Source organism: Paracoccus niistensis (assembly GCF_042432925.1).
GTDB lineage: Bacteria > Pseudomonadota > Alphaproteobacteria > Rhodobacterales > Rhodobacteraceae > Paracoccus > Paracoccus niistensis.
The window spans coordinates 70,421-93,453 of sequence record NZ_JBHLWE010000008.1 but is presented as its reverse complement, the minus strand read 5'-3'; the positions used below and the strand labels follow the sequence as shown (position 1 = coordinate 93,453).

14 protein-coding genes are annotated in these 23,033 nt (G+C 71.6%); 8 read left to right on the top strand and 6 right to left on the bottom strand.

The annotated features are described in order from the left end of the window. Nucleotides 1–147: 147 nt before the first annotated feature. Complete coding sequence (locus ACFFII_RS02585; protein WP_377697331.1) at nt 148–921, bottom strand: FadR/GntR family transcriptional regulator; 774 nt, start codon at nt 919–921, stop codon at nt 148–150. Between the two features lie 620 nt (nt 922–1,541). Here ACFFII_RS02585 and ACFFII_RS02580 point away from each other — a divergent pair. The 6 genes from ACFFII_RS02580 to ACFFII_RS02555 all read left to right on the top strand — a co-directional run bounded on the left by ACFFII_RS02580 (nt 1,542) and on the right by ACFFII_RS02555 (nt 8,904). Continuing rightward, nucleotides 1,542–3,209, top strand: coding sequence for an L-lactate permease (locus tag ACFFII_RS02580; protein WP_377697330.1), 1,668 nt, complete (start codon nt 1,542–1,544; stop codon nt 3,207–3,209). A 65-nt stretch (nt 3,210–3,274) separates the two neighbouring features. Then, nucleotides 3,275–4,054, top strand: coding sequence for a (Fe-S)-binding protein (locus tag ACFFII_RS02575; RefSeq protein ID WP_377697329.1), 780 nt, complete (start codon nt 3,275–3,277; stop codon nt 4,052–4,054). Between the two features lie 4 nt (nt 4,055–4,058). Beyond that, nucleotides 4,059–5,480, top strand: coding sequence for a lactate utilization protein B (locus tag ACFFII_RS02570; protein ID WP_377697328.1), 1,422 nt, complete (start codon nt 4,059–4,061; stop codon nt 5,478–5,480). Then, the gene (locus ACFFII_RS02565; RefSeq protein ID WP_377697327.1) at nt 5,477–6,118 is read left to right on the top strand and encodes a LutC/YkgG family protein; all 642 of its coding nucleotides are present in this window, start codon (nt 5,477–5,479) and stop codon (nt 6,116–6,118) included. Before ACFFII_RS02570 ends, ACFFII_RS02565 begins: the two co-directional genes overlap by 4 nt. Nucleotides 6,119–6,152: 34 nt before the next feature. Beyond that, nucleotides 6,153–7,859: a D-lactate dehydrogenase gene (gene dld, locus ACFFII_RS02560; protein WP_377697326.1), complete on the top strand. Its 1,707-nt coding sequence runs from the start codon at nt 6,153–6,155 to the stop codon at nt 7,857–7,859. Nucleotides 7,860–8,040: 181 nt separating this feature from the next. Then, nucleotides 8,041–8,904, top strand: coding sequence for a DMT family transporter (locus ACFFII_RS02555; protein WP_377697325.1), 864 nt, complete (start codon nt 8,041–8,043; stop codon nt 8,902–8,904). A 31-nt stretch (nt 8,905–8,935) separates the two neighbouring features. On the opposite strand, the gene ACFFII_RS02550 is transcribed toward ACFFII_RS02555, so the two are convergent. The 4 genes from ACFFII_RS02550 to ACFFII_RS02535 all read right to left on the bottom strand — a co-directional run bounded on the left by ACFFII_RS02550 (nt 8,936) and on the right by ACFFII_RS02535 (nt 14,041). Continuing rightward, entirely contained in the window at nt 8,936–9,745 is an 810-nt protein-coding gene (locus ACFFII_RS02550; protein ID WP_377697324.1) for a Crp/Fnr family transcriptional regulator, read from the bottom strand. Between the two features lie 168 nt (nt 9,746–9,913). Continuing rightward, a complete protein-coding gene (locus tag ACFFII_RS02545; protein ID WP_377697323.1) occupies nt 9,914–10,960 on the bottom strand; it encodes a lipocalin-like domain-containing protein in 1,047 nt (348 codons plus the stop codon). Next, on the bottom strand, nt 10,950–13,370 hold the full coding sequence (locus tag ACFFII_RS02540) for an FtsX-like permease family protein (RefSeq protein WP_377697322.1): 2,421 nt from the start codon (nt 13,368–13,370) through the stop codon (nt 10,950–10,952). Before ACFFII_RS02540 ends, ACFFII_RS02545 begins: the two co-directional genes overlap by 11 nt. After that, nucleotides 13,367–14,041, bottom strand: coding sequence for an ABC transporter ATP-binding protein (locus tag ACFFII_RS02535; RefSeq protein ID WP_377697321.1), 675 nt, complete (start codon nt 14,039–14,041; stop codon nt 13,367–13,369). The genes ACFFII_RS02540 and ACFFII_RS02535 overlap by 4 nt, the downstream gene beginning before the upstream one ends. A gap of 184 nt (nt 14,042–14,225) precedes the next feature. Here ACFFII_RS02535 and ACFFII_RS02530 point away from each other — a divergent pair, with 184 nt between their 5' ends. Beyond that, nucleotides 14,226–16,043, top strand: a complete 1,818-nt coding sequence (locus ACFFII_RS02530; RefSeq protein ID WP_377697320.1) for an ExeA family protein — start codon at nt 14,226–14,228, stop codon at nt 16,041–16,043. A 377-nt stretch (nt 16,044–16,420) separates the two neighbouring features. Continuing rightward, nucleotides 16,421–17,599, top strand: coding sequence for an alpha/beta hydrolase family protein (locus ACFFII_RS02525; RefSeq protein ID WP_377697319.1), 1,179 nt, complete (start codon nt 16,421–16,423; stop codon nt 17,597–17,599). 172 nt (nt 17,600–17,771) lie between these two features. On the opposite strand, the gene ACFFII_RS02520 is transcribed toward ACFFII_RS02525, so the two are convergent. Further along, the gene (locus tag ACFFII_RS02520) at nt 17,772–23,033 is read right to left on the bottom strand and encodes a CapA family protein (protein ID WP_377697317.1); all 5,262 of its coding nucleotides are present in this window, start codon (nt 23,031–23,033) and stop codon (nt 17,772–17,774) included.

Here is a 23,033-nt window from a genome sequence, read left to right as displayed (position 1 = left end):
TCCTTTCAAAGCCCAACACATTGTTGAGGATCAAAAGTCGCACTCCAAGGTAGCGCGTCCCCCCGGTCGCACCGAAATGGCTATAACTGCAATTATGTAACCCAAGACCCGGCAGCCCGACCGTGGTCCTTGTCCCGCGCCCGCCGCTCACTCGATCGAATTGAGCCGCATCCGGGCGCGGCGTTCCCGGCGCTGCAGCTCGCGGCCGCGGTGGATCGACTGTTCCACGAAGTCCAGGTGGTCGCGGGCGGCCTTTTCGCTGCGCGCAGGGTCGCCCGCCTCGATCGCGTCGATGATCTCGAGATGCTGGTCCAGAAGCATGCGGCCGGTGCCGTCGAGGCTGCGCAGCAGGTCGCGGTTGTAGAAGATGCCCCGGCGCGTCAGGTCGAAGACCGAGGCCATCATGTGGATCAGCGTCGTGTTGTGGCTGGCGTCCACGATGGCGCTGTGCAGGCGGAAGTCGGCCTCCTGCTCGGCCTCGCGGTCGTCGGCCTCCCATGCGGCCTGAAGCTCGGCCCGGATGGCCCCCAGCCGCTCGCGGTCGGCGGGCGTGGCGCGCTGCGCGGCCAGGCGGGCGGCGAAGGCCTCCTGCTCGCGCCGGTATTCCAGGAAGTCGTGGAACGCCTCGCCGTGGCGGGCGTAAAGCGCCAGCATCGCGGGGGACATCGCCCGGCCCGTGAGCTCGGCGACATAGGTGCCGTCGCCGTGCCGAATCGACACAAGCTCGCGGGTTTCAAGGATCTGCAGCGCCTCGCGCAGTTTCGGGCGCGACACGCGGAAGGCTTCCGCCATCTCGCGTTCCGAGGGAAGCCGCGCGCCGCCCTTCAGCACGCCCTCGACGATCATCGTCTCGATCTTGTCCACCACGGCCTGGACCACCGATTCGTGGGCGATGGGCTCGAAAACCTGTGCCGCGATCATTGGCCGCCAACCCTTTCCCATCCGTGCAGTTCCCTGAGGACGTCAACAATATTTACCTCTGGCAGGCCCGATTTCAAGAGGCCGCCGCTGTTCCGCCTTTCGGAATAAGTAAGTTCATCAGCCCCTTACAAGGCGAACTCCCCGCAAGATTCAGGCATATTGCCGAAGAACGACGGCGGCGTCCCGCGCAGCCGGAATATTCTTGTTGCTGGGCGCAAGTGGTAAACAGTATGAACCTTTGCAAGCGCAGCACGGCTGCGCCACGAGGAGGAAGCCACATGATCGTGATCATCCGGTCGAAAAGCCGGGCAGTCATGCGGCGAGGGAGGCTTGCCGAATGTCACGACCGCGACACCGCGGCACCCGCTGAGGGCAGGGTCATCGGCCCTTCGCCCGGGACCGCGCACAGCCGTCCCGCATGACGCCCGACCCCGGGCCGCCAGCCTGGCCCCGGGCCCACGACACGGACCCGAGATCGTCCACCGCCGGTCATGGAGGGGCGGAGCGGACGCAAGCCCTCGGGACGGCCGCCGGGATGACCGGGACCGGCCGCGACCCCGGGCCGCCCCAACCCCCTCACGACGGCAGATTTCCTTAACACGCAACCGAAGGAACGCTTCATGGTCTGGTCGCAAGTCTATGACCCATTGAACAACATGTGGCTTTCGGCGCTGGTCGCCGCGATCCCCATCGTTGTCCTGCTCGGCGCCATCGCCATTTTCGAGATCCGGGCGCATGTCGCGGCCGCGCTCGGGCTGGTGGCGGCGCTGCTCATCGCCATCGTCGGCTTCGGGATGCCCGCGGGCATGGCCGGTGCGACCGCCGTCTATGGCGCGGCCTACGGGCTTCTGCCGATCGGCTGGATCATCCTCAACGTGATCTTCCTGTATCGCCTGACGGACGAGGCGGGGCTGTTCTCGGTCCTGCGCGACAGCATCGCGGCCCTGACCCCCGACCGGCGGCTGCAGCTGCTGTTCATCGCCTTTTCCTTCGGCGCCTTCTTCGAGGGCGCGGCAGGCTTCGGCACCCCCGTGGCCGTCACCGGCGCCATGCTGATCGGCCTGGGCTTTGCGCCGCTGGCGGCCTCGGGCCTGTCGCTGATCGCAAACACCGCGCCCGTCGCCTATGGCGCGCTGGGGACGCCCGTGATCGCGCTGGCCGCGGTGACCGGCCTCGACCTGATGGAACTGTCGGGGATGATCGGGCGGCAGCTGCCCATCTTCTCGCTGATCGTGCCCTTCTGGGTCGTGGCGGCCTTCGCGGGCCTGCGCGGCATGTGGCAGGTGTGGCCTGCGCTGCTGGTCTGCGGCGTCAGCTTCGCCATCCCGCAATACCTGGTGTCGAACTTCCACGGCCCCTGGCTGGTGGACGTGGTCGCGGCCATCGTGTCCATGGTCTGCCTCGCGGGCTTCCTGAAGGTCTGGAAACCCAAGTCCCTGTGGCTGGCCACCAGCCGCGACGGCGATCCGTCCGTTGATACCACCCCTCGCCCGCAATCGCTGAGCGCGGCCGCCGCGCCCGCCACCAAGGGCGCCGTCTTCCGCGCCTGGCTGCCCTGGCTGATCCTGTCGGTCTTCGTCTTTGCCTGGGGCATCCCCCAGTTCAAGGCCTTCCTGGACAGCATCTGGGTCCTGAAGATCCCGGTCCCCGGCCTGCACGAGATGGTGCAGAAGGTCCCGCCCGTCGTGGCCGAGCCCCATGTCGAGGCCGCCGTCTACAACTTCAACATCCTGTCGGCCACCGGCACGGGCATCCTGCTGTCGGCCATCGTGGGCGGGCTGCTGATGGGCTATTCGCCCATGGCCCTGCTGCGGTCCTACGGCCGGACCTTCTGGGTCATCCGCTATTCGCTGCTGACGATCGCGGCGATGCTCGCGCTCGGCTATGTCACCCGCTACTCGGGGACGGACGCCACGCTGGGTCTGATGTTCGCCCAGACCGGCTGGATCTATCCGCTGTTCGGCACGCTGCTGGGCTGGCTGGGCGTGGCGCTGACGGGGTCCGACACCGCGTCGAACGTGCTGTTCGGGGGCCTGCAGAGGGTGACGGCCGAACAGCTTGGGCTGAACCCCGTGCTGATGGCGGCGGCCAACTCCTCGGGCGGGGTCATGGGCAAGATGATCGACGCCCAAAGCATCGTCGTCGCCTCGACCGCGACCAAGTGGTACGGGCACGAGGGCGACATCCTGCGCTACGTCTTCATCCATTCGATCGTGCTGGCGGTGCTGGTGGGCCTTGTCGTGATGCTGCAGGCCTATGTCTATCCCTTCACGCTGATGGTGCCCTGACGCCCCCGCGCCGCGCGGACCCGTTCCGCGCGGCGCACCCCTTCCCTCCATTGAAGGTCGCGCCCATGCCCGCCACCCTTCCGGACCCCGCCGGCCCCCGCGTCGGCCTTTTCGTGACCTGCCTTGTCGATGCGATCCGGCCCGGGATCGGCTTTGCCGCCCTCCAGCTGCTGGAAGAGGCCGGCTGCGCCGTCGAGGTGCCGCAGGCCCAGACCTGCTGCGGCCAGCCCGCGCTGAACAGCGGCGACGACCGCGACGCGGCGGCGCTCGCCCGCCAGACCATCGCCGCCTTCGAGGGCTTCGATTACATCGTGCTGCCCTCGGGCTCCTGCGCGGGCACCATGGTCCATGCCTACCCCGAGCTTCTGGCCGGCGATCCCGGCTGGGCCGGACGCGCCCGCGCCCTGGCCGCGAAGACGCACGAGATCACCAGCTTCCTGGTGGATGTCATGGGGTACCGCCCCCAAGGCCGCCGCCTTGAGACGACGGCCACCTATCACGACAGCTGCGCGGGCCTGCGGGAACTCGGCGTTGCCGCCCAGCCCCGCGCGCTGCTGGCCGAGGTCGAGGGGCTGGAAATGCGCCCGCTCGAGGGCAACGACGTCTGCTGCGGCTTCGGCGGCACCTTTTGCGTGAAATACCCCCGGATCTCGGACGCGATCACGACCGACAAGGCGATGGCCGTCGAACGGACGGGGGCCGATCTGCTGCTGGCGGGCGATCTCGGCTGCCTGATGAACATGGCGGGCAAGTTGCACCGGCGCGGCGCCGCCACCCGTTGCTTCCACACCATCGAGGTGCTGGCGGGCCGTGCCGACGGCCCCGCCATCGGCGAGGAGGGCTGAACCCATGGACGCCCCGCAGCTTGCCTTCAAGGAACGCGCCGCCGCGGCACTCGCCGACGGGGCGCTGAAGATCGCCATCGACCGCACCACCGGCAATGCCGAGCGCAAGCGCGCCCTGGCCGTCGCCGCCTTCCCCGAGTTCGAAGCCGCCCGCGCCCGCGGCAAGGCGATCAAGGACCACGTCATCGCCCATCTCGACCATTACCTCGAGATGTTCGAGCGCAACGCCACCGCCGCAGGGGCCAAGGTCCACTGGGCCGCCGACGACGCCGAGGCGCGGGCCATCGTCACCCGCATCTGCCTTGATGCCAAGGCCAAGCTGGTCACGCGGTCCAAGTCCATGCTGGGCGAGGAGATCGGCCTGCCCCACGCGCTGGCCGACGCGGGCATCGAGCGGGTGGAAACGGACCTCGCCGAGCACATCATCCAGCTTGCGGGCGAACGGCCCTCGCATATCGTCTGGCCCGCCATGCACCGCACGCGCGAGCAGGTGGCGCAGCTTTTCAAGGTGGGCCACACCCCGCCGCCCGCCGCCGAGGACCCCGCGACCATGGTGCAAAGCGCCCGGCGCGAGCTGCGCGCCAAGTTCCTGGGCGCCGACATCGGCATCTCGGGGGCGAACTTCCTGGTCGCGGACACCGGCGCCACCTGCACCGTCACCAACGAGGGCAACGCCGAGCTGACCACCACGCCGCCCCGCATCCATATCGTGACGGCGGGGATCGAGAAGCTGGTGCCCTCGACCGCCCATGCCTTCGCGCTGCTGCGGCTGCTGGTGCGGTCCGCCACGGGCGGCGAGATGACGCAGTACACGACCTTCCACCACGGGCCGAAGCGCCAAGGCGACGCCGACGGCCCCGAGGAAATGCACATCGTCCTGGTGGACAACGGCCGCACGCGGATGCTGGGCGACGAGTTCCGCGCCATGCTGCGCTGCATCCGCTGCGGCGCCTGCATGAACCACTGCGTCGTCTACCGCCAGATCGGCGGGCACGCCTATGGCGGCACCTATCCCGGTCCCATGGGCGCGGTGCTGACCCCGGTGCTGGACGGCCTCGCGCAGTCGCGCGATCTGGCGCATGCCTGCACCATGAACGGCCGCTGCGCCGAGGTCTGCCCCGTCGGCATCCCCCTGCCCACCCTGCTGCGCGCCTGGCGGACGCGAAGCTGGCGCGAGCGGCTGGAGCCGGGAAGCCTCCGCGCGGGTCTCGGGCTCTGGGCCATGGTCGCACGGCGGCCGCGGCTGTATCGGCTCGCCAGCCGCATCGGCGTGCGCGCGCTGCGGCTGATGGGGCGGGGGGGCTGGGTCCGCAGCCTGCCGCTGGCCAGGGGCTGGACCGCCTATCGCGACATGCCGCGCCCGGCGGGCCGGACCTTCATGGAACAGTACCGGGCCGAGCAGGCCGGGCGGGAGGCGCGCAAATGACCTCGCGCGAGCGTATCTTCGCGGCCATCCGCGACAGCCTCGGCCCCCGCCGGGCCGCGCCGCAGGCCATCGCCGCCGAGGCCGCCGCCCTGCTGGAGAACCCCCGGGCCACGCGCCCGCGCCTCGCGGCGCCCGACTTGGCCGAGGCCTTCGCGCTGAAGGCCACGGCCCTTGGCACCACCATCGACCACGTCCCCGACATGGCCGCCGTCCCCGCCGCCCTGCGCCGCTATCTTGACGCACAGGGCCTGCCCCCGGCCCTCGCCCTGCAGCCCGCGGCGGAACTGGCGGTGCTGAACTGGGACGGCATCGCCACCCATCCGTCCCTTGCCCCGGACGAGCCCGTGGGCCTCGGCCTCGCGCTTTGGGGCATCGCCGAAAGCGGGTCGCTGGTGATCCATTCGGGGGCGGACAACCCGGTCCTGCTGGCCTTCCTGCCGCTGCATCACGTCGTCGTCCTGCGGCGCGACCGCCTGCTGCCCTATCTGGAAGACTATGCCGCCGCGGTGCAGGGGGCCGAGCCCCCGCGCAACGCCATCCTGATCACCGGCCCCAGCGGCACCACCGACATTGAGGGCAGCTATGTCCGGGGCGCCCATGGCCCCGGCTTCCTGCACGTCCTTCTGGTCGGCCCCTGAGGCCACCCTTTCCCCTGCCTGGAGCCCGAGGCCCATGACGCAGCATTCCCACCACGACACGATCCCTCTGGCGGCCGTCGCCCCCGCGCCGGAGTTCCTCGACGCCCTGCGCGGCGTCGTGGGCGCGGCCCATGTCCTGACGCGGCCCCGCGACACCGAACGCTTCCGCATGGGCTACCGCTCGGGCGGGGGCGAGGCCGAGGCCGTGGTCCGCCCCGGCACCCTGGTCGAGATGTGGCGCGTCCTGCGGTTGTGCGTGGAGGCGGGCCGCATCGTGATCGCGCAGGCCGCCAACACCGGGCTGACCGAGGGCTCGACGCCGAAAGGCACCTATGGCCGCCCGGTGGTGATCCTCAACACGCTGCGGCTGTCGCGGATCGATCCGATCCTGGACGGCGAGCAGGTCGTCTGCCACGCGGGCGCCACGCTTTACGGGCTGGAACGGCTGCTCGACCCCATGGGGCGCGATCCCCATTCGGTGATCGGCTCAAGCTGCCTCGGGGCCTCGGTCGTGGGCGGGGTGTGCAACAACTCGGGCGGGGCGCTTGTCAGGCGGGGCCCCGCCTACACGGAACTGGCGCTGTTCGCGCGCCTTGAGGCGGACGGCACGCTGCGGCTGGTCAACAACCTCGGCCTGCACTTGGGGAACGACCCCGAGGAGATCCTGCGCCGCCTGGACGCGGGCGAGATCGGGCCGGGCGACGTGGACACGCAGGCGGGCGCGGCCTCGGACCACGGCTACATGGACCGGGTGCGCGACGTGGACGCGGACACGCCGGGCCGCTTCAACGCCGATCCGGGGCGGCTGCACGAGGCCTCGGGCTGCGCCGGGCGGCTCGCGGTCTTCGCGGTGCGGCTGGACAGCTTTCCCCGCCCCGCCGCGACCGAGGTGCTTTACGTCGGGACCAATGACGCGGCGGCGCTGGCCACGCTGCGCCGCCGGCTGCTGACCGAACTCGACCCGCTGCCCATCGTGGGCGAATACATCCACCGCGAGGCCTGGGACATGGCCGCCCGCTTCGGACGCGACACGCGGCTGTTCATCGAATGGTTCGGGACCGCCCGGATGCCCGTGATGTTCGCGGTCAAGGGCTGGGCCGACGCGCGGCTGCGCAAGCTGCCGCTGGGGGCGGATCTCAGCGACCGCGTCCTGCAATTCGCGGGCCATCTCGCGCCGGGCCGCCTGCCCCGCCGGATGCGCGACTTCCGCGACCGCTACGAACATCACCTGATCCTGAAGGTGGAAACGCCCGCCGATGCGGCCGAGCGCATCCTGGACGAGACGGTCGGCCCCGAGGGCTGGTTCCGCTGCACGGCGGCCGAGGGGTCCAAGGCGCTGCTGCATCGCTTTGCCGTGGCGGGCGCGGCCGTCCGCTTTGAGGCGATGAACCGCCGCCGCACGGGCGGGCTGGTCGCGCTGGACGTGGCGCTGCGCCGCAACGACCGCGACTGGATCAAGCCGGTGCCGCCGGACTGGGCGGACAAGGTGGCGGCGACCCTCTCCTACGGGCATTTCCTGTGCCACGTCTTTCACCTGGACTATGTCCTGAAGAAGGGCGCCGATCCCGCGGCCTTCAAGAAGGCCATGCTGGCGATGCTGGATGACGAGGGCGCCGAATACCCGGCCGAGCACAACATGGGCCATCTTTACCACGCCAAGCCCCAGCTTGCCGCCTTCTACGAGGGCCTCGACCCCCTTGCCCGCTTCAACCCCGGCATCGGCGGCACGCGGCGGTCCTGAAGCGATGCCCGCCGGGCATGGCGGCATCCTGCCCGGCGGGCTTCATCATTCCTGCCGGGCGGGCTATCCGGGGAAGGCGGGTCCGTTGGAGCCGCCCGTAAACCCGAAATCTTCCGGGCCTCATCATCCCGCTTCCCTGACCGGGGCGGGAAGGCCCCCTGCGGACCGAAGGAAGTTGCCGATGCAGGCCCATGCGCCCCTGACCGTCCTTGGCCTTGTCGCCCTTGCCACCACGGCGATCGTCTGCGGCGACACGGCCGGCAAGCTGCTGACCGGGGCGGGGGTGCAGCCGCTGTTCGTGGCCTGGTCGCGCTTCGCGCTGGCGGCGCTGGTGCTGGCGGGCGTGCTGGGGCTGCGGCCTTCGAACCTGCGCAGCCTTCTGGACTGGCGGCTGGTCCTGCGGGCGGCGCTGATCGTGGGCGGCATCGCCTCGATCCTGACGGCCCTGCGGACCGAGCCCATCGCCAATGTCTTCGGGGCCTTCTTCGTCGGCCCCATCGTGGCCTATGCGATCTCGGCCCTGTTTCTGGGCGAACGGGTGTCCTGGGCGCGCACGGTGATGCTGGCCCTGGGATTTGCGGGCGTGCTGCTGGTGGTCCGGCCGGGCGGCCAGATGGGCACGGGCATGATCTTCGCTCTGATGGCCGGGGCCTTCTACGGGTCCTACCTTGCCGCGACGCGCTGGCTGGCGGCGGTCCATCCCGCGCCTTTCCTGCTGGGCTCGCAACTGGTGATCGGGGCGATCCTGCTGCTGCCCGCCGGGGTGGTCAGCCTCCCCGCCAGCGCCGATGCGGGGACCTGGGGGCTGGTGATCGTCAGCTCGCTCGCCTCGGCCTTCGGGAACTACCTGCTAGTGCTGGTCAGCCGGACGACCCCGGCGACGGTCTCCGCGCCCTTGATCTATTTCCAGCTGATCGCCGCCACCGCCATCGGCTTCCTGGTCTTCGGCGACTGGCCCGAGCCGCTTGCGCTGCTTGGCCTTGCCGTGATCTTCGCCTCGGGCATCGGGGGCCTTGCGCTGGTGCCGAAGCACCGGGGCGCCTGACCCCGGCCGGCCCGGCGCCCCGCGGGCGGCCTCAGTCTTCCTTCTCGGCCATCAGGGCGCGCAGGCGGTCGGGGTCGTCGATATGCACCAGCGTGGCGTCCGACCGCACGCCGTGGCAGCGCAGCTTGGCCAGCGCGCGCGACAGGGTTTCGGGCTTCATTCCCAGTTGCGCCGCAAGCAGCGCCTTGCTGTAGGGCAGTGCCACCGAGCATCCGCCCTCGCACCCGGCGGCCAGGTTCAGCAGGAGTCCCGCGACCCGCTGCACGCCCGTATGCGCCTTCAGTTCCTCGACATGGGCGACGAGCCGCTCCATGTGCACGAAGGCCGGCGCCAGCATCGCGGTCGCCAGCCCCGGATCCGAGTGCAGCAGCCGGCGGAGGTGGCAGGCGTCCAGCCGCAGCAGCCGCGCCCGGCTGACGGTTTCGGCCGAAACGGGCCAGGGCTTGTCGCACAGGGCCGCCGCCTCGCCGAAGCTCTGGCCTTCTCCCAGCGTGGCGACCACCGCCTCGGCCCCGCAGGACGCAAGGCGGTAAAGCTTGATCCAGCCTTCCAGCACGACGAACACCGCCTCGGGCGGCGTGTCCTGCTGGAAGATGACCCGGCCCGGGCAGAGAACCTGCACGCGCGCGCCTTCCAGCAGCCGGGCTTCGACCCTGCCCGGATGATCCGCGAACAAGGGCGAGCGTCGCGCGACCTCACGCTCGGCGCGCGTGAGCAGGGGCGGGGTCGCGTTGCATGTCCTTGCGGCCTCACGCCCCCGGCTCCAGGCGGCCGGCGTCATGGTTTCGGGACGCGCGCGGCTGTCTGCGGCTGGCGCGGTCAGTCGGCTGTCGGCCCTCATGTCAGAAAGCGCGGCGGTGTGAATGCGGGGGCGGGAAACGGTCGTGCGTCACTGTGGTCCTGGCCCCCTGTGCTTGTCCACTTCCGCCTCAACCGGAGGAAAAGGGGATCGTTCCATTTGTGATCACATGTCACAGGATAAGCCGGGCTGCGCGGCCGGCCGGGCGCGTCAGTCCAGGGGATATCCCGTCATTTCAAGGTAGCCGCGCCCGGTGACGCTGCCGGTGACGCGCACGGGGCCTTCCCAGTAGGGCACCGAGGTCGTCATGCGGCTGGCGGGATTCACGGCCTCGACGGCCAGCGCCAGTTCCTCGCCGGGAAGCTCCACCCTCCATGACACCGGCGGCGTGCCCCGGCCGGGGCGCAGGGCGATGTCGCCGCCGTCCAGCGTCTGCACCTGCCCATCTGCCCCGATCAGGCTGCCGAAAAGGAAGGGCCGATTTCCCCGCACCTGCGCGACCATCAGCTTGCGGCCGTCGTCGAGATGCATGGCGAACCAGTCCCAGCCGCTCTGGCTGCGGTCCAGGGGCTGCGAGGACCATTCGCGGTCGAGCCAGGCGTGGCCGGTGACGTCGACCGCCCCTTCAGGCAGGGAAAGGCGGCCCGAGACGCGGTAGAAGGGCTGGCTGTAGTAATGGCTCGCCTGCCCCCCCTGCCCCTTGACCGAATAGCCGTTCTGCCCGTGCAGGACGAGCGGACCCTCGGCCTTCGCGGTCAAGGCATAGGAGAAGTCGCCCCCGCGCGCCGCGATCTCCAGCCGGTCGAGACCCTCGGCGCCACCCGTGGCCCGCATCGACCAGTCGTCGATCCAGGCGGCGAAGGGCTCAGGCGTCACGCCCGCCTGCCCGATGCCGCCCCGGGCAAAGCGTTCCGCGACGTGGTGGCTTTCGGGCGTGGTCACGGCGGCATGGGCCATCCAGACCTGCGGGGCGGACCAGCCCGCGCCGGTTTCCTCGGGCGACAGCGCCGAGCGGAACAGCGTCCACTGCGCCCCGTAGTCGCGCCCGTCCGCGCCGCGCAGGCTGGCGGTCAGATACCACCACTCGATGTGGAAATCCTGGTGCGCGCCGTGGTCGCGCGGAAAGACAAGGGCGCGGGCGGGATCAGGCAGGGCGAAGCCCTCGACATCCGAGCCGAGGCCCGCGAAGCCCTCCTCCTGCCCCCAGGCGGGCAGGGCGGCGAGGGCCAGCAGGATCAGCCACCTCCTAGCGTTCATCGGCAAAGACCCTCAGCAGTTGCGACGGCGTGATGCGCGCCAGCCGCAGCGCCGGCAGCGCCCCCGCCGCCAGCGCCGTCAGCAGCGCCGCGACCCCGAGGCGCACGATCAGATCGGGCGAGACCCGCATGGGCAGCCGCCAGCCGAAGGCCTCGACGTTGATCACCGCCAGCAGCATCCAGGCGAGGCCCAGGCCCACCGGCACCGCATAAAGCGCCGTCGCCGCCGCCAGCGCCAGCGTCCGGGTAAGCTCCAGCCGCGCCAGCCGCCGCCGCGTCAGCCCGGCGGCCCAGACCGGCGCAAGCTGCGGCAGCCGCATCGAGGCCAGCGTCAGCAGCCCCGTCAGCAGCGCGATCCCCGCCACGCCCAGGGTCAGGACGTTCAGCGCGGCGGTGACGGCGAAGGTCCGTTCGAAGATCCGCAGGGACACGGCCTTGACCTGGGCCTGGTCGGTCACGGCGCTGCCGGGCAGGTCAAAGCGGTCCCGCAGCGCCTCGGCCAGCGCTGCCGCGCGGTCGGGGTCCACGCGGACCGCCTGGTTCAGGCGCGGCGCCTCGGGGAAGCGTTCGTCGAACAGGTCCTGCCCGATGATCGCCTGCGGGCTGGGGTTGCCATAGTCGGAATAGACGCCGACCACCGGCAGCGCGCCGCCGGGCAGCTCGAGGCTGTCGCCCAAGGCCAGCCCGGCACGGCGGTAGAGTTGTTCGTTGACCAGCACCCCCCTGCCCTGCGCCACCTCGTCCCAAGCGCTGGGGCGGGCGCGCAGGATCGGCCAGTGGTCGCGATAGGTCGGATGGTCCACGACCCCGAAGACCCGGCCGGGCTGGCCGCGCAGGGGGGCCTCGGCGCTGAAGATCGGCAGGATGGCGTCCACCTGCGGGGCGAGCCAGTCGCGGATCGCTTCGGCCTCGGGCCCGGTGCGGGCGTTGACGTAAAGCTCGGCCACGAGGCGCTGGTCCAGCCAGCCCACGAAGGTGCTGCGGAAGCTGCCGACCATGGTGCCTACGCCGATATTGGCCGCCAGCGCCAGCATCAGCGCCATCAGCGCCAAGGACAGCCCGCCCGACTGCTGGCGCGTGTCGGCCACGAACCACTGCGCCAGCACGCCGCGCACCCGCCGAGCCAACCAGCGCAAGGACGCGTCCAGCACCACCGGCAGCAGCAGCGCCGCCGCCAGCAGCCCGCAGGCGAGGGCGGCAAAGCCCCCGACCAGCCCGCCCCAGGCGAGGCACAGCGGCAGCGCCAGCGCCAGGGCCCCGGCCCCCAGCACCTGCCGCCGCAGCCCGCGCGCGGCGGCCACGGCCCAGGGGCGCGCCTGTCCCGCCGCCAGCAGCGGCATCCGCGCGGTGCGCAGCAGCCCCCGCGCGCCCGCGAGGCCCGCGCCCGCCAGCGCCATGCCCAGACCCGACAGCACCCAGACGGGCCGCAGGGCAAGCGCGCCCGAAACCTCGGCCCCGTAAAGGCCCGACAGCGTCGCGGCCACCCCGGGCATCAGCGCCGCCGCCACCGCCCACCCCAGCAGGATGCCCGCAAGCCCCGCGACCAGCGCGAGGATCGCAAGCTCGGCCGCCATCACCCCCAGCACCTCGGCCAGCGGCACGCCAAGGGCGCGCAGGGTGCGGACCACCTGCCGCCGCTGCTCGAAGGCGAGGCCAACGGCGGACTGGGTGATGAACAGACCCACGATGAAGGACAAAAGCGCGAAGGCCGTGAGGTTCAGATGGAAGCTGCCCGTCAGCGCCGCCGGATCGGCGCGGTCCTGCGGGGCCTTCCGCAACAGATGCGGCGCGATCTCGGCCAGCGGCGCCAGCCCCTGCGGCTGCTCGGGGGCCAGGACCAGCGCCGTCAGCCGGTCGCCCGCGTTCAGCAGCCGTTGCGCGATCCCCACGTCCACGACCAGCGTGTCGGGCGGCAGGCCCTCGCGCGGCAAAACGGTCAGGCCGCCGAGATCCGCCCCGTCGAGTTGCCGTATAACCTCCGCATCCGCGAAGCCGAGACCCGGCGGGGTGATGAAGGCCAGCAGGTCGCCCTCGGCCACCGCGGCGGCGCCCACGGGGCCGAGCGCTACGCGGGACGCGGGCTCGATCCCCAGCACGGCCACGCGGCCCTCGCCCACCCGCAGCCGCCCCTCGACCAGCGGCGAGACGATCCAGCCCGCGCGCCGCAGGGCGACGAAATCGGCCGTCGTCAGGACCGCGCCGGGCGCAGGCTCCAGCCGGTCCAGCGCCCCGGTGCCCAGGCGGTCGGCGGCCTCGGCATAGCTCGCCCGCGCCTCGGCGTTCACGGCCTGCACCCCGGACCAGAGCGCGGTCGCCAGCATGATCCCCGCCAGCAGCATGGCGAGTTGCAAGGGCCGCCTGCGCCAGTGCGACATTAGCGCCGCCAGCACGAGGCGCCAGCGCCGGGTCATTCGAGCCGTCCCGCATGAAGATGCACCCGGCGGTCACACAATGCCGCGAGCCGCAGCGAATGGGTCACCAGCACCAGCGTCGTGCCCTGCTGGCGCACCAGATCCAGCATCAGTGCGGCCACCGCATCGCCGGTGGCCTCGTCGAGGTTGCCGGTGGGTTCGTCGGCCAGCACCAGCGGCGGCTGGCCCGCCAGCGCGCGGCCGATGGCGACCCGCTGCTGCTGGCCGCCCGAAAGCTGTTCCGGGTAGCGGCCCATCAGCTGCGACAGCCCCAGCGCCCCGGCCAGCGCGGTCACGCGGGCGGGATCGTGGCGGCCCGCCAGCCGGGCCTGAAAGGAAAGGTTCGCCGCCACCGTCAGCGAGGGGATCAGGTTGAACTGCTGGAAGACCATCCCGATCCGCTCGCGTCGCAGCGCCGCGCGGGTCCGGTCGTCGGCGGTGCGCAGGTCGGTTCCCAGCACCGCCAGCGCGCCGCCGTCCGCCACGTCGAGCCCGCCGATCAGGTGCAGCAGCGTGCTTTTCCCGCTGCCGGATTCGCCCGTGACGGCAAGGCTGTCGCCCCCGCGCAGCGCCAGGTCCACGCCGTTCAGGACGGCCACCGGCCCCGCCGCCGAGGGGAAGGCCTTGACGATCCCCCGGGCGCTGACGACTTCCGCATCCCCGCTGCTCATCCCGGCCCCGCTGAACCCCGCGTCCCGCCCATATGGACAGCACCTGCCACGCGATCACAACCGGTGTTTGCGTGGGCGCGCCGGGCGAGGAGAAACCGGCGCCCCCGAACATCCCGGACCGGCCCGGCAGAAGGCGCCGCTTGCGTGGCTGCCCCGGATCGGCAACATCGGTCGGGTCATGTCCGTGATCCATCTCGATCGCTTCGGTCTGCAGAAGGCGCCGTTCGGCCCCGGGCCCGAGGCAGGGCTTTTCCACGGCTCGGCCGCCCGCCAGCGCGTGATCGACTGGATCGAGGACGGGGCCGGCGCCCATGCCCGCATCCTGGTCCTGACGGGCGCGGCGGGGACCGGCAAGACGACGCTTCTGAACCTGCTGCCGGACCGCTACGGCAGCGAATGGGTCATCGGGCTTGTTCCGGCCCCCCTGCCCGAAAGCGGCGGCATCCTTGCGCAGGCGTGCCGCGCGCTGGACCTGCCCGATCAGGGGGGCGGGCCGGACATGGCGGCCCGGCAGATCCGCCGGTTTTCCGCGACGATCCGGGCGAGCAACGGGTTTGTCCTGCTGGTGGTGGACGAGGCGCAGGCGCTGGACCCCGCAAGCCTGTCCGCCCTGGCCGCGCTGACCGGCGGCACTGCGCGCGACGGCGCCCTGACGCTGCTGCTGGTCGGCCGGCCCGGGCTGCTGGCCCTGCTGGACGCGCCCGAGCTGCAGGACCTGCGCCCGCGGGAGGCCGAGCGGGCCTCGCTGCCCCCCTTCGACGAAGCGGAAACCGCCGCCTATGTCGCGCACCGGCTGGCGCAGGCGGGCCGGCGGACGCCCCTGTTCGACCCGGGCGCGATGCAGGTGCTGCATGACTTCAGCCAGGGCGTGCCCCGGTCGATCAACATCATGGCCGAACATTGCCTGAAGGCCGCAGCCGCACAGGGCCTGTCACGGCTTGAGGCCGGCTGGGTCCGCTCGGTGCTGGAGGAGGCGACCGCGACCGGCATGGCGGGCCATGCGGGCGAGCCGGAGGAGGCGGCATTGCCGCAAGTCGCGCCTCTGCCGCGGCTTGTCCCCTCCGCTGCTGTTGCCGAAGATGCGGATCATCCCGCCTTGCCGGTTGCCGCAGGGCCCGAGCCCGTCGCCGAACAGCCCCAGGAACGGACAAAGGGAGAGGCCGCCCCGGCCGACCGCGGCGCGTCCCCTCTGCCGGACGCAGGCGCCGGAGCGCCCCGCCCCCTGCCCGCCCCTTATCCCCTTCCGCTGTCGCCCGGACCCGCCCGGCGCCGGGGCTTGTGGATGCCGGTTGCGGCGGCAGCCGCCGCCGTGGGTGCGGCCTTCCTGTGGCTGCAAGCGTCACACGGGCCTGCCCATGTGGCAAAGGGGCTGGCCCTTCCCGCAGCCAACGTCGCCGTGGCACGGGCCGCGCCCCGGCCCGAACCGGGGCTTGCGCCGGTCACCGTCACCCCGGACCCCACCGTCGCGGCCCTGATGCGGCAGGCGCTGGAGGTCGAGACCCGCGATCCTGCCGGGGCGGCGCTCGCCTATGCCCGCGCGGCGCTTCGCGGGCAGGGCCGCGCGGCCTATTACCTGGGGCAGTTGCACGAAACCGCAGCCGGCGCCGGGCTGAACCCCGGCCTGGCCCGGCTGTGGTATGCGGCGGCGGCCCCCCTGCCCGCGGCGCGGCAGCGGATGCAGGACCTGACCGCCGAGGCCGCCGCCGGACCGCCGGACACACCCGTGCCGATCTTCCAGGCACGGCTGGACAATGGTGCCAGCGAGATGATCTGGCATGTCCCGATAGGCGCGGCCCCGGTCCGCTTCCGGGTCGAGGTCAGGGGCCTCGCCGGCCAGGCCCTGCCCGCGCAGGAAACAATGGTTCCCGGCCTGATCCTGCCCTTCCGGGTCGGCGCCTGGCGCGTGACCGCGATCGGGGCCGGGGGCGCGGAAAGCACGCCCTCGGACATGGTCCGCATGATCCCTGCGGAAGAAAGGCCGCCCGGCGAAGGACGGCCGTGACGGGCGCGACCGGGACCTGAAGGCGTCAGGGCCTGCGTCCCTGCCCGCCCCGAAGGCGGCCCGCAGCCTGCCCTCGACAGTCCTGCCGGACATGCAGGCCCGCTGAAAACACCCGGTCCCTTCCAAAGCCGGACGGGCGCCGCCACGCGCGGCCCGGCTGCCGCCCGCCTGGTGGCTCGCTCACGAACGCTGTCGTTTTCTTGACCTCACTGCAGGGCTGGTCTGACTCAATCACAGGTTGTGTCCCGGACGGAACCTGTTCTAAACCCCCTTCCGCCACCTCCCGGCCACCTCCGGCCGAGGCCTGGCTTGATGCGAAAGAGCAAGGTGGAGCCCCGGGGTTCCCTGCTCCAGAAGGTTCGAAGGATCACGACAATATGGCACTGAACCTGCCCCCCGCTCCTGTGGGCGAACAGTCACTGTCCGTCAACTACGGCGGAACGACCCTGCAGACGTTCACCTACCGCCCCGCCGGCGAGATCAACGGCGTCCTGCTGAACTTCCACGGTTCCGGCCGCAATGCCGAAGGCGCGCGCGACGCCTCGATCCGCATGGCCAACGAATACGGGCTTTACGTGGTCGCGCCGCGCTTCTCGGCCAGCGACTTCTCGTCGTCGGAATACCAGCGGGGCGGGATGGTCTCGTCCAGCGGCAAGCTTCTGCCGAAGGACGACTGGACCGTTTCCCTTGTGGACGACATCGCCGAATGGGCCCATGCCAAGGTCGGCAACGACCCCGACGTCGAGACGATCGCCTTTGGCCACTCGGCCGGCGGGCAGTTCCTCAGCCGGGTTGCCGCCTTCGGCCCCGACATCTTCGACAAGATGATCATCACCAACCCGTCCACCCATGTCCGCGCCAGCCTGACCGAGAAGATGCCCTACGGCTTCGGCGGCGGGCTGTCCGCGTCCGAACAGGAAGCCTATCTCAAGGACTACCTGGCGGACCCGATCACGATCTACGCGGGCTCGAAGGACAACGACCCGAACGCCCCCGAACTGTCGTCCGGTTCCGCCGCCATGCGGCAGGGCGACCACCGGCTCGAACGCGCCGAGTTCGTCTATAACGAGGCCAAGGAACTGGCCGAGTCGAAAGGCTGGGAGTTCAACTGGGAACTGGTCGTCGCCAAGGGCGTGGCCCATTCCGAGGGCAACATGCTGAACGCGCCCGAGTTCCAGGACGCCTACGACGGGCGCACGGGCGGAAACGGCTCTCCGTCCAAGGCCCCTGCCCCGGCGCCGACCCAGCCCGGCAAGGACCATGACTATGACGAGGCCTCGGACTGGCACGGCGAGGTCGTCACGGATTACAAGGATGGCGACGTGTTCGACTTCCGCGACATCGACGCCAACGTGACGCGCAGCGGCAACCAGGACTTCGAGTTCCTGGGGCTGGTGGGCCCGGACGCCTTCACGACCGGGGGAGCCGAGATCCGGGTGCGCCATCACGACGGCGACACCTATATCTACCTCAACACCGACCAGGACGTCACCTACGAGGCCAAGGGGCGGATCGAGGGCATCCACCACCTGACCGCCGACGACTTCCTGCTCTGACCGTCGCCTGACGGTGACCGGGGCGGCAGGGCCGTGTCCCGCCGCCCGCTTTCTTGCCGCAAGGGCCCGGTGTGAAACCCGGGTCCTTTTCCTTGCCGGGCCGCTGCTCTCGGGCGCGAAACCCGGTCCCCGCCATGCGGACCCATCATGGCCGCGCCAACGGACCGCGGGTTCAGCGCGGCCCGGCCAGCATCGGGTTCCCCGCCAGGGGGGCCGGCCCTGCCTGCCGGAGGCCGGCGGACATCGTGGCGGCAGGGGCCTCTGCGCGATCCTCCAGCCTGATCTCGAGGCAGGGGCCCGCCTTGTCCGACCGCTCCCTTGCGGGCGCCTCGAGGCCGCCCGTCAGGACGGCCACCGCCTCCTTGAACTCGTCCTTCGTGACCAGGCGGCTCTGGAAGTTCGTGACGGTGTTGTCGGTCATCAGCGGGTAAAGCCGCAGCGCGGTTCCCCCGCCGCTGCGCTTGCCCTGGAACACCAGGGCCGCGGCCAGGCTGTAGGGGGGCGCGCCGAACCTGCCGTAGCGGCCGGGGGCGTTCCAGACGAAGTTGCCAAGCCCGAAGACGACCGGCCGTCCGTCCACCATCTCGACGGACTGGGCGGCATGAGAGCCGTGGCCCACGACAAGATCGACCCCCGCCTCGACCAGCCGCGCGGCCTCGTCGCGCTGCGCGTCGCTGACCTCGGTGTAATCCTCGCCCCAATGCGGATAGGCCACGAAAAGCGGCGCGGGCAGGTGGTCGCGCAGAAAGGCGATCCTTGCGCCGATCCGCTCGGCCGACTGCCGGCTGACGCCCGGCGCGCCGGGACGGGCATACCAGCGGTAGCGGCTTTCGTAGCGGTCGCGGTGCTCGAAGCCGCCGAAGACGACAAGGCTGCGTTCCTGCCCGCCCACCACGAAGCGCCGGATCAGCGGCTTGTCGGCGGCGGCAAGGTCGGGCCCCGCCCCGAAGCTGGCGATCCCCGCCGCGTCAAGCCGCGCAAGCGTTTCGCCAAGGCCGGTCACGCCGCAATCCAGCGCGTGGTTGTTGGCCACCGAGACGGCATGGACCCCCGCCTGCCGCAGGGCCTCGACCGTGCGCTCGGGGTCCGACCAGCCGAGGTTCTTCTTGCGTCCCCGCAGGGCGCTGTCCGGACGCGACGACAGCGGCGCCTCGAGATTGCCGATGACCAGGTCGGCCGAGGACAGCAGGCGCCCCAGCCTGGCCGTCGAATGCTCGTAGCCGTGCTCGTCCAGAAGGCGCATCAGGCCCGCCGCGCGCGGCAGGTGCAGGAACGGCTCTCCAAAGCCGATGTCGCCGACCAGCAGGACCGTGGCGTTGGCCGCGCGGGGGCGCAGCACCTCGGACGGCAGGGGCACGGCAGAGGCGGCGTCGGGCACCGCAGCCGGCGCAGGCTCCGGCCGCTTCTCGGCCCTGGCGGGAGCGGCAGAGGCCGGGCGTGCCTCGGCCTTCGCAGGCTGGGCCCTGGCGGGCGTGGACAGGCGCAGCGCCGCCAGAACCCTCTTGCGGGCGGCAGGGTCGTCCGGCTGAAGAACCCGGTTGCCCGACATCCGCGCCAAGGCCTTGCGCGCCGCCGCCAGCACCGGGTCGTCCATCGCGCCGGGCAGGATCGCCAGATCGATCCGTTCAAGCCCCAGGCCCTGTCCGGCCACGCCGACCGCCGGGGCGCAGACCAGGACGGCGTCCAGCTCGTTGTCCCAGGAGATCGCGGTCATGGTCTTCAGCCGCCGCGTCGTCGGGGCCAGATCCCCGTCCTCCCCGGCGCCCAGAACCCCGAGCATCCGCCCGGCTTGGGCGGCGGCCTTTTCGGCGGCCCTGATCAGGGCCGCGTTCTCCTCGCTGTTTCCCGCAAGGACCACGACCGGGCAGCGGTGGGGCGTGCCTTCGGGGAAAAGCATGTCCAGCACGTTGCCCGCGACATTGCGCGGCTTGCCCTCGGACACCCCGTAGTGAAGCTTGAGGCCGGGGCGCGTGTTGACCTCGCAGATGGCGCCCCCGGTCTCGCAGGGCGGCCTGGTGATGTCGGTGGTGATGAAATCGACGCCGCAGACGTCGATCCCCAGAAGCGTCGCGGCGCGTTCGGCCATGGCGCGGATCTCGGGATGGACGGCGTCGGTCGCATCCAGCGTGTCGCCGCCCATGGCGTGGTTGGACTGGCGGCGCAGCAGCACCACGCGGCCGTTCCCGGGCACGGCGTCCAGGGTCAGCCCCTGCTCGGCCAGAAGCTCGTCCACCTCGTCGTCCAGCGCGATGGGGACCAGCGCGGTCGCGCGCCCGGCCAGCCGCCGGTCGCGTTCGGGGCGCGCGTTCTCGCGCTCGACAAGGGTGCGCACGGTGCTGGAGCCGTTGCCCCGGACATGGGCGGGGCGGCGGTTGGTGGCGGCGGCGAAGCGCCCGCCCACCACGAGGATGCGGTATTCCTCGCCCGGGATGAAGGACTCGACGATCGCCTCGGGCGAAATGGCCTGCGTGCGCCCGAAGGCCAGCAGGACTCCGGCCTCGTCCGTGATGCCCACGGACACTGCCCGGCCCTTGTGGCTTGACGCGGGCTTGACGACCAGCGGAAAGCCGATGGCGCGGGCGGCGGCCAGCGCCTCCTCCTCGGTCCGGGCGAGGCGCTGACGGGGCACCGGAAGCCCCGCGGCATCGAGGATCCCCGAGGTGACGCGCTTGCTTGCCGACAGCTTGATCCCCAGCGACAGGCATCTGGACGTCTCGGACCCCCCGACCATCTGGGCGAAGCGGCCCGAGCCGAGGCGGAGGAAGTTCGAGCCCTCGACCACCGACCAGCCGATGCCGCGCCGCGTGGCCTCGCGGGCGATCTCGAGCCCGTCCACATGGGGGCGTTCCTGCGCCGTTTCCTGCCGCAGCTCGTGCATGAACTGCAGGAACTTCGCCTGCAGCTCCTCGGGTCCCTCGTTGTCCAGAAGCGCCGAGGCGAGCGCCAGCGCCATCTTCACGGTGGCAAGCCCCGTGGCGGGCGTGGCGATCTCGAACACGGCAAGCGCCGGGTTCCCCTGCGCCTGTCCGGCGGGGTCCGCGTCCTCGCGGTCCTCGTCGGGCTGCCAGGAACAGAAGCGCACGGGCCAGCCGGCATAGCGCTGCATCGCGACCGCCAGCACCTCGACCACGGCGGCCACGGGCACCGGCCCCGCGGCGGTCGTGACCCGCCGCCAGCCCCCGAAGTCGGGAACCCGGCCCGAAAGCGGCGGAAGGATCCCGGCCAGGGCCTGCGCGGTGGCGGCGGTAACGACGATCTCGGGGCCTTCGACAAGCGGAAGCTCGATCACCGGCCGGCGCGCATGGACGTTGCCCGCTTCCAGCACCCTGGGCTCTCCGGCGCGCAGGCGCCCGCTGCGCGCCCGCCTCACGTCGCGGTCGCTGTGGGGAATGAGGGCCGCCTTGGCCGCCTTCGCGCCCGTCTTCGGTGGCGCGGCAGGGGCCTCGGGCGCGGAGCGGGGGGCTTCGGCGGGCCGGGACAGGGCCTTGGCGCCGCGCAGCTTGCGCCCCAGCTCAAGCGTCTCGAAGGTCCGCCGGGCGAGATCGGGATCGTCGAGCGCCAGCGTCCTGCCCCCCGTCACCCGTTCCAGCGCCCGCCGCGCGCGCCGGGCCGCCGTGCTTGCCGCCTCTCCGGCCGGGACAACGGCGAGGTCCACGGCCTCGTGGCCCAGTCCCCAGTCCCCCAGCTGGCGGGCCGACAGGACCACGATGCCCAGGTCCGCCTCGGGGTCGAGGTCGAGCGCCCGCAGGCGTTCCTCGAAGTCGGCCTGCGTCGTGACCGCCGTCGGCGCGCCCCCGCCCGCGATGGCCGAGGCGATGCCCACCTTGTAGCCGCGGCCTTCCCATTCGGCGCGGATGGCGCTTTCCACGTCCGGGTCGGTGTCCTCGCGCAGAACCGCGATCAGGGGGAAGCCCCATCTCTTGCCGGGGGGATAGATCAGGTCGAGCACCGCATCCGCCGCGTCGCGGGGCGTGCCTTCCCGGATGTTGAGATGGACGCTGAGGTCGGGGAAGGTGTTGACCTCGCAGATGGCGCCGCCCGTTTCCTCGTAGGGCCGGCTGATGTCGGTGGTGACGAAGTCGATGGCGAGGACGTGGATGCCCATCACGGCGGCCACGCGCTCGGCCATCGCCCGCACGGACGGGTGGGTGATGTCGGTCACGTCGGTCTTGTCGCCGTAAGGCGGGTTCGGCACGTTGCGCAGCAGCACCCAGCGGCCCGCCTCGGGGACGCTGTCGGGGGTCAGCCCCTGCTCGGCCAGCATTTCCAGCATGTTCTCGTCAAGGACGATGGGCTTCATGCTGGCGATATAGGTGGGCTGGCGCTCGGGGTTCCCGTTCTCGGCGGCGATGAGCTGGGCGACCGTGCTTTCGCCGTCCCCCTGCACGCGCGGCGGGTGCCGCTCGACCACGCCGAACAGGCGCCCGCCGATCACCGTCAGGCGGAAGGTCGGGCCGCGGATGAGGGATTCGATCACCACCGCCGGCGAGACCGCGGTCGCCAGGTGGAAGGCGCGGGCGACCTCCTCGTCGGTCTTGAGGTTCACCGAAACGCCCTGCCCGCCGTTGCCGTCCCTGGGCTTCACGACGACGGGGTATCCGATCTCGTGCGCACCGGCCAGGGCGCGTTCGAGGCTGCGGGCATAGCGCTGCTTGGCGATCGGCAGGCCGGCCGCGCGCAGCAGGCCGCTGGCGATCTCCTTGCGCTTGGCGAAACCCGCCGCGATGCAGGGAGTGAGGCTGGTGTCGAGGCCGCGCAGCAGCTCGGCCTGCCGGCCCCGGCCGAGCCGCACGAAGGCCTGCCCCGGCAGGGCCGTCCAGGGAATGCCGCGCAGCATCGCGCGCGAAGCCACCCACAGCGCGAAGCGGTGGGGCGTCGTGCTGGAGGTGCGGCGCTGGAAGGTGCGGAAGCCTTCCTCGACAATGGCGCGGATCTCGTCGTCGCCTGCATTCCGCAGCCTGCCGAGCAGGTCCACGGCAAGCCTGCCCGCCAGCAGCCCCGCGGATTTCTGCCGGGTCTCGAAGACGGCGACCACCCGCTTCTCGCCTGGAGTCTCCGGGCGCTGGGGGGGCGTGACCTGCGCGCCGACCATGAAGCTGACGGGCCAGCCCATCGACCGCTGCAGCAGGAGGGCCAGAAGATCGACAACGCTGGCAAGCGGAAGGGGGGCCTGCGCCTCGCGCACGAGTTGCCAGTTCGGGAAGTCGAAGACCCTTGGCGGCAGGACCGGCACGGCAGCCATGACCTTGTGCAGCCATTCGGGGGCAAGGGTTTCGGGATAACCGTCGTCCAGGCGGATCTCCATCCGGATGACAGGCTTGCGGGAATGGGTGTTCCCCGCCGCCAGCATCCGCGACCGCACCGGCTTGAGGGAACCGCCGCCCGGCGCCGCGCCGGGATGACCGGGAACAGGGGTGGGCCGTATGTCGTCCAT

Bases quoted from the DNA above. Each gene is read 5' to 3' on its own strand.
- ACFFII_RS02585 (WP_377697331.1), bottom strand. From the start codon at position 921: ATGATCGCGGCACAGGTTTTCGAGCCCATCGCCCACGAATCGGTGGTC.
- ACFFII_RS02580 (WP_377697330.1), top strand. From the start codon at position 1,542: ATGGTCTGGTCGCAAGTCTATGACCCATTGAACAACATGTGGCTTTCG.
- ACFFII_RS02575 (WP_377697329.1), top strand. From the start codon at position 3,275: ATGCCCGCCACCCTTCCGGACCCCGCCGGCCCCCGCGTCGGCCTTTTC.
- ACFFII_RS02570 (WP_377697328.1), top strand. From the start codon at position 4,059: ATGGACGCCCCGCAGCTTGCCTTCAAGGAACGCGCCGCCGCGGCACTC.
- ACFFII_RS02565 (WP_377697327.1), top strand. From the start codon at position 5,477: ATGACCTCGCGCGAGCGTATCTTCGCGGCCATCCGCGACAGCCTCGGC.
- dld (WP_377697326.1), top strand. From the start codon at position 6,153: ATGACGCAGCATTCCCACCACGACACGATCCCTCTGGCGGCCGTCGCC.
- ACFFII_RS02555 (WP_377697325.1), top strand. From the start codon at position 8,041: ATGCAGGCCCATGCGCCCCTGACCGTCCTTGGCCTTGTCGCCCTTGCC.
- ACFFII_RS02550 (WP_377697324.1), bottom strand. From the start codon at position 9,745: ATGAGGGCCGACAGCCGACTGACCGCGCCAGCCGCAGACAGCCGCGCG.
- ACFFII_RS02545 (WP_377697323.1), bottom strand. From the start codon at position 10,960: ATGAACGCTAGGAGGTGGCTGATCCTGCTGGCCCTCGCCGCCCTGCCC.
- ACFFII_RS02540 (WP_377697322.1), bottom strand. From the start codon at position 13,370: ATGACCCGGCGCTGGCGCCTCGTGCTGGCGGCGCTAATGTCGCACTGG.
- ACFFII_RS02535 (WP_377697321.1), bottom strand. From the start codon at position 14,041: ATGAGCAGCGGGGATGCGGAAGTCGTCAGCGCCCGGGGGATCGTCAAG.
- ACFFII_RS02525 (WP_377697319.1), top strand. From the start codon at position 16,421: ATGGCACTGAACCTGCCCCCCGCTCCTGTGGGCGAACAGTCACTGTCC.
- ACFFII_RS02520 (WP_377697317.1), bottom strand. From the start codon at position 23,033: ATGGACGACATACGGCCCACCCCTGTTCCCGGTCATCCCGGCGCGGCG.